This is a genomic window from Vibrio sp. Hep-1b-8, from assembly GCF_006124995.1.
Classification (GTDB): Bacteria; Pseudomonadota; Gammaproteobacteria; order Enterobacterales; family Vibrionaceae; genus Vibrio.
This window is the reverse complement of sequence record NZ_QEWN01000038.1, coordinates 1-7,091: the sequence shown is the minus strand read 5'-3', so window position 1 is coordinate 7,091 and position 7,091 is coordinate 1. Positions and strand designations below refer to the sequence as shown.

The 7,091-nt window shown below is 40.7% G+C and carries 7 protein-coding genes; 2 read left to right on the top strand and 5 right to left on the bottom strand.

All coding sequences use genetic code 11. The features are described 5' to 3' along the window. Positions 1-539: transposase (locus tag DA100_RS07830; RefSeq protein WP_206208558.1), on the top strand; the 539-nt coding region annotated here is incomplete at its 5' end. 268 nt (positions 540-807) lie between these two features. Here DA100_RS07830 and DA100_RS07825 read toward each other — a convergent pair. From DA100_RS07825 to DA100_RS07795, 5 genes are all read right to left on the bottom strand, one after another. Further along, a complete protein-coding gene (locus DA100_RS07825) occupies positions 808-1,833 on the bottom strand; it encodes a YaaC family protein (protein ID WP_138971666.1) in 1,026 nt (341 codons plus the stop codon). A 934-nt stretch (positions 1,834-2,767) separates the two neighbouring features. Further along, complete coding sequence (locus tag DA100_RS07815; RefSeq protein ID WP_138971664.1) at positions 2,768-3,790, bottom strand: IS110 family transposase; 1,023 nt, start codon at positions 3,788-3,790, stop codon at positions 2,768-2,770. A gap of 76 nt (positions 3,791-3,866) precedes the next feature. Then, the gene (locus DA100_RS07810) at positions 3,867-4,640 is read right to left on the bottom strand and encodes a DUF2971 domain-containing protein (protein WP_206208557.1); all 774 of its coding nucleotides are present in this window, start codon (positions 4,638-4,640) and stop codon (positions 3,867-3,869) included. A gap of 135 nt (positions 4,641-4,775) precedes the next feature. Continuing rightward, complete coding sequence (locus DA100_RS07800; RefSeq protein WP_138971662.1) at positions 4,776-5,576, bottom strand: PhzF family phenazine biosynthesis protein; 801 nt, start codon at positions 5,574-5,576, stop codon at positions 4,776-4,778. A gap of 159 nt (positions 5,577-5,735) precedes the next feature. After that, the gene (locus tag DA100_RS07795) at positions 5,736-6,206 is read right to left on the bottom strand and encodes a hypothetical protein (RefSeq protein WP_138971661.1); all 471 of its coding nucleotides are present in this window, start codon (positions 6,204-6,206) and stop codon (positions 5,736-5,738) included. 89 nt (positions 6,207-6,295) lie between these two features. Between DA100_RS07795 and DA100_RS07790 the strand changes: the two genes are divergently transcribed. Then, positions 6,296-7,091: IS110 family transposase (locus tag DA100_RS07790; protein WP_138971660.1), on the top strand; the 796-nt coding region annotated here is incomplete at its 3' end.

Sequence of the window (7,091 nt, the reverse complement as noted above, 5' to 3'; positions counted from 1 at the left end):
AAGAGGCTGAAAATAGTCTCACCTGGACATTCAGGGAAACCCTAGCAATGATGTATGACCGATTCGTCGATTTAGTTCACCAAATCGATAACATTACACAAAAACTGAAAGTCACTACATCTCAAGACCTATTGTGCAAACGCCTACAAGCATTAGAAGGTGTCGGCCCTATTTGTGCGGCTTTATTGAAAATTGCCCTCAGCCAAAAAGACCATTTTTCAAAAGGACGACATGCTTCTGCCTGTCTGGGATTAACTCCTGTTCAACATAGTAGTGGAGGCAAACAAAATATAGGGGCTATTGCTAAACGCTGTGGCAACAACACTCTGCGTAACGCCCTCTACAATGGAGCCATTGGGGTCGTTTGCAAATTAGAAAAGCGAGAAGCTCGTACATCAAAAGAGCAATGGCTTAAAGCAATGACGGTAAGACGTGGGAAAAAGGTTGCTGCAATAGCATTGGCAAATAAGACCGTACGAACAGCCTTCGCTATGATAGAAAGCGGAGAGGATTACAAGCCACAATTCCTTGTGGCTTAACAGAGTTAGTCAAAAAGACCGTGATAACGAACAGGTAAGACCAACCTTCAAGAGACTGTGCAACGCTTAGGTATTAAATACCGCTGCCAAGATAAAGTCATGACGGTGCGAACACATCAAAGTGGCCCGAGATAGCTTCTCAACTAGAGCCCGTATATAAGCAAGCATCTAACCTTCGTTAACAATACTTTTTGACAACAATAGGGAGTCCATATAAGCGTTGCGAATCACTCTTAAACAGATTGTTAGCATTCTTTCTACAAGGTTACTAATTCCTTCCGGGAATCATAAACTCGTAACCAGTAATTTCAGATGATATTTCGTCAATAAATTGGTTAGATGCTGAAGTAATAAACTCGGAAAGCAACCAGTTATGTTGGCACTCAAAGTGCTTAGCTAATTTATCAGGAGAGTATCTAGCCAATTCGGATAATCTGTGCATTGCTGCAAACACAATTGGCATACAACTCCTATTAATTAGTCCGTTTAGGTTACCTGAGCGCTTAATGTACCAAAGTCTGGACCCACCATTAATGTAGTAGAGATCTCTTCTTAGGCGCTTATGATAAGCTCTGTAACGATCTAGACTATTTTGTCTTTGGTTGGTGGTCCAACGGAAACGGCGTTTCATGCGAATAATACACTGGGTTGTTACACTCAATTCTTTTTCAAAGTTGTCCGCTAACTTATTGAAAGTATGACCATTTGCATATTTATCCGTTAGCTCAGCGCAAAACCATGCCTCACTTGTCGTAGCAGACTTGACAATTCTAGGGCTAGAAATAGGTATAAACAGTTCAGGATCTGCACTGTATGTCAGATCATATGCTCTATGGATATTTGGCAAGTTATAGAGTAAATCTTTTAACGTAAAGATTTCTTCATTACTCGGCTCTCCCAAATGACGACATAGCGCTGGAAGAATACCATTCTGTTTGAACTTAACTTTCTCATTTGCTAAAGCTGTTTGAGTCCCAATCGAAAATCCAGTAACCCCGTGCTCATCACTAAATTGAACTCTTTTAGTCAAAAGTAGTGCTTTCGTTGCATTAAGAAAGCAATAGTAAGCTGTCAATGGTGCTGAGGTTTTTGGTAGCTGATTCGTAGCATCATAGAAACTTCTCGCCTGTCCCCAGAAAAAACGAGCTTCATTCTCCCCTGCTCTTTTTAGCCAGAGATCAACATAGTCCCATGTACTTGTAACGAGAACCGTTTTCTCATTAAATTCTGGCTTTGTAATTGCCTTGTGAATAGTTAAATTTTTGCCTTTGTGCTTTATGTCTCTGAAAGCCAACTTTCATTGTCCTTATCGTGATAATTTATGTCAAATATTATTCGGAATGCTAACGCCAAATTAAGGTGTGAACAACGCTGACACCTTAGCTAAACCATTGTGCCATAAACACTAAACTCACTTGAAGTGACAGCGCCAAGCGTTGTGAATCACTCTTAAATTTATTGTTATAACGCTATTTTTCGATGAACTCGCAGCCTTCTGCTTCTCCAGTTCCTGACACTCGAAAGACGTAGTCCAAGTTCATCTTTGAAGTGTTTCTGTAATAGTTAACCCTGAAGCCTTTGCTTTTATCACCTCTCACGGAGTAACCGCTTATGAACGCATCAGTTATGTTCGACTTTTCAAAGTAACCTTCAGTCGACGGTTCGGATAAACGAAGCACTGCTAGTTCGTGAGTTGGTTTATCAAATATTAAAGCGGTATACGCGATATATTTAACATATTCTCCATTTTGAACTTTCATGTCCTCATACGGACAATGAAAATACCCAGAATCCTTTAAGACTGATTCAAATTCTGCTTTCGCGATTTCACCTTTCGACGCACACCCCATTAAAGTAAAGGCGCTAATCGATATAACTATTAAACTTCTCATATTGCTACTCTTCCCATAGAGTTATAACGCCGCGTTAAGTAGTGAGCAACGCTACCACTAAACTTAAACTATTGTGCCGTAAACACTAAATTCAAAGCAAACCGAAAATGCCAAGCGTTGGGAATCTGTCTTAAACGTTTATGTGGACTCCCTATTTGCAACCACAATATTGCGTAATGATATTTGCTCGCTTATGTACGAGTTCTGATGAGGAGCTACCTCGACTCTCTGACAATTTCGCTGGTTAGGGTGCAACGCTTGTTAGCGAGATTTAATCTCAAACGACTATTCTGCATCACCTAACATCATATTCATTAAGCGTTTTGTGATTGAAAATTATGTTAGGTGATAATCCGTTCCATTCTTGAGCATTGCAAAAGCTATTCGTACATTTTTATTGGCTAATGCGACTGCTGCACATTTCTTTCCGCGCCTTTCAATTAGCGACTTTAGCCAACTTTCTTTTTTAGTTTTGGCTTCTCGCTTTTCGACTTGTTGAACCACTGCCATTGCTCCGGTGATTAACAAACTTCGTAAACCAGTGCTTTTTCGCTTCCCGATTGTGCCCAGTTTCACTTTACCACCAGAGCTATGCTGCACTGGCGTCAACCCGATGCATGCTGAAACATCTCGACCTCGTTTGAATTCACCAGTTTCTTGCTCGGCCATCGCAATATAAAGATGGATGGCATTTAATAAACCAATGCCTTCGATCCTCATTAGTTTTTTGCAATCTGGGGTTTCGTCTACCCACTCCTCTAGAGCTAAGTTATAACTCTCAAGAGTCAGGCAAACTTGCTGATACAGCTTGAGTGATTTGCTGAGCATTGTTCGAAACGTAAAACTTAGCCCGTTCTCATAGTCTTCTAAAATCGACTCAATAGTTACAATAAGCCTACTTTCACCCCTGCCAACAGAGAAGTTGAACTCTCTCAACAAGCCACCTAACTGATTTTTGAGAGCGGTTTTTTGCTTGATACATTGCTCACGTAATCTAAGAATTGCTTGAGCTTGCTGCTGATGAGGTGTTTTAGTCGCGACAAAGTGTACTTCGGGCAATAGCGCTGCCTGGACGATTGCAAGGGCATCATTTTTATCCGTCTTTTGGTTCTGCCTTATCGCACCAACCAAGCGAGTAGAAATGAGCTTAGCTTTATGGCCCATCGAGCGACAATATTGAGCCCAGTAGTTAGAGCCACTGCAAGATTCGAATACCACGACACATGGAGGCTGTTGACGCAAAAACTCACTAAACTGCTGAGGTGTCAGTTCTTTATTGGAAAGCACCTTTGAGTTTAAATAAACACATACTTGGATAGCCTTAGTGGCTAGGTCAACACCAATGATCGTGGTTCTCATCTTGTTCTCCCAAAGTGTTAGCTAACTTAAGAAGGTTAGCTTGTCATTAGATCGGGAGTCCAATTATCTTGTTATATTAATTATTGCGTACAATTTCGATGCTACTACTTCTTTCTCTAGCGTATTTTCTTTCGATATGATTAGGTAGATTACGGTCTAAGTAATCTATTGCTCTTTTATCCATCCTGCAGCCAAAGATAATAGATTTTATCCATTCTGGCTCATAGGACACTATTGAAAAGTTATCAGTCTCTTTTTGCACTAGGTGCTTCATTCCATTCCCGAACTGAACTCGGTGCTCTCCTTCATATTCCCACTCATCAAGTTTTACTTTCAGAGCCTTCCAAATATTCTGGTCAACTTCGTCGTTATTCAGCAGCCCAAACTGCATCTTGATAACATCCAGTAGTTCGAATGTGGCAATTTTTCTTTGATAAGTTACTGGCTCTGCATTGATTTTAGTTGCATCCCACTCAAGGCAAAAGCCTTTATGCGAATTCGCATAATGAGACCACATAAGGTTGTTATCAGGCTTATCAGCTAAACAGAAGAATAAGTAGCTATCAAACTTTTCATTTACTCTCCTTTTGAAATCAGCAAAATTACGCTTACCGTTTTCTCCAAGGAATACTTCTTTGAACTCGCGTTTATGAGCTCCTTTTAGCATTGAGTATGTTTTCTTTAACTCAAGCTTGTCCGGCACTCGAAAATCAATTTTAGAGTCGAAAAGATCATTAAAGTTACCTCTTGTTGAAAATGTAACCTGATCATTCAATACGTTGATTATTGCGTATTCTTTATCCAGATTATCGAAATCATACACTGGACAATACTTATATAAAGATTTCACTCGATCTCCAAATTAATATAACGCCCGCTTAAGGGGCTGACAACGCTACTACCAAGTTTCCGCATAACACTAAAACCACCGAAATCAACGCACAGTAAAAATGCCACGCGTTGGAAGTCCCTCTTGAAGCGTTTGTTATGCAATTTTCATGCGGCCTTGAAAGACGGTTATTGCTTGCCCTGATAACTTAACTTGATTTTCACTCACTCGCTCTACGTCCACAAAACCACCTCGATTTGAGGCCTGATAACCTTTAAGCTTCAATTTATTTAACTCTTTCGACCAATAAGCACACAAAGCACAATGCGCTGAACCTGTCACTGGATCTTCATTTACACCAACCCATGGAGCAAAATAGCGCGATACAAAATCCACACCAGAATCTGATTTAGCTGTAACCAAAACACCACGACCTTTCAGTTTTGACAACCCACTGAAATCAGCTACAAGCTCGTTGAGAGTTGACTCACTTTTAATCACAACGAGTTGCTTGTGATCAAACTCGCCATAAGCGATTAAACTCGATAGCGATAGACCTAAAAAATTTAGTATATCTATGTTTGGAGAGACGTTCATATCAAGGTTTGGGGATGGAAATAACAAATGAATATTATTTTCATCAAGATGAGCAGTCAAAGTACCAGATAAGGTTTGAAACTCAAGAATCTCACCAGTTTTATACATTCCCTGCTCTTTTAAAACATGAGCCACCGCTAGTGTACCGTGGCCACATAAACTGACTTCAATTTCTGGAGTGAACCAGCGTAATTGCATCGTATCAAGTGACAAAAAAGCGGTTTCCGACACCGCCATTTCTGCGGCAATTGCCAACATTGTTGCTTCATCAAGGCTAGTATCAGTAATGCAAACTCCAGCAGGATTACCCTTGAATACTTCTGATGTAAATGAATCTACCTGAAAAATTCCGACTTCCACTCAATATCCTTTTATTTATTGACGAGGTTAAATAAGTTGCATAACGCCAAATTAAGGTGTGAACAACGCTAACCACCTTACCTAAACCATTGTGCCATAAACACTAAACTGGCTTGAAGTGAAAGCGCCAAGCGTTGTGAATCACTCTTAAATTTATTGTTAGGGCGAAACTTTTTTCCACTCCATGCGAATTGCTTCTGCTGAAAGTTCTTTTATTTCTTTTAATAAATCGTCCAAATCTTTAGCGCCAGATTCTTTTGAAGCAAAGCTACCATCACGCAAAGACGTGAGGAATAAATCTAAGCGGTCGGTGAGCTTTGAATAAACGTCTTCGCCTGTATTAACCATCAAACGAATACGGACGGTTTTAGCGAGTAATCGTTTATACAACTGCTCACCTTCCTCGTCTGCGAAAATTGAGTCATTATTGAAAGCGTATGACTCTAATTCAAGTTCAGTGATCAATTCAACCAAGGTATCTCTAAATGTATATATCCATTTCTCTCGCATAGTTGCTAAAGATTCTTTTCTTGCAATTTTCCCAGAGAGAAAAGGACCAACAGCTACAGCGATGATTGAAACTAGCACTGCCAAAAAAGGGGACAGTTCCTTCAACTCTTCAATAGTCATATTTTCCTCTAAGCCCTAACGAATGACATGGATTCCCCCTCCCGAGGATCTGCCACACTTACGTGGTACTTATTAGCACTGGAGGCACCATGTCTGATTATTCTTATTTTGGCGGTATCGATCTAGCTAAAAACCACTTTAGTATTCATGTCGTTGACTCACAAGGTAAAGTGACTCTTCATAAATCGGTTACTCGCTCTAAGCTACTGACCACAATAGCAAATATGCCACCCATGCGTATAGGACTCGAAGCGTGTGGCGGTGCACATTATTGGGCAAGAACGCTTAATAAATTAGGACATGATGCTCGCATTATGGCGGTTAAGTATGTTGTTCCACATAGAACTAAAGGCAAAAACGACCTCAATGATGCCGTGGCTATCTGCCAAGCTGTCCACCATCCATCTACACGATTCGTTCCAGTAAAATCTCCAGAACAACAAGCCATATTGTCTGTTCATCGAATGCGTGAGCATTGGGTACGTGAACGAACGGCTCTAATGAACCGTATTCGCGCCTTACTGTCTGAATTTGGTCTTATCATTCCGGTTGGCAGATCTTCGTTAATGAAGCAAGTACCTCTCATGCTGGAAGATGCCGAAAACGAGCTTCCACAGTTAGCTCGAACCGTTATTGCTGACGCGTACTATCACCTTGAACAACTTAACCAACGTATTGCGGATACTGAGCAAGTGTTCGAGGCTTTTTCAAAGGTTAGCGAAAATGTTCAGCGTATCATGAAGGTCAGAGGAATTGGCCCACAAACAGCAACAGCTATTCTAGCTTCTATAGGTAACGGCTCTCAGTTTGATAAAAGCCGCGATTTTTCAGCCTGGCTGGGGCTAGTTCCGAAGCAGTATTCTACTGGCGGTAAACCTAGGTTAG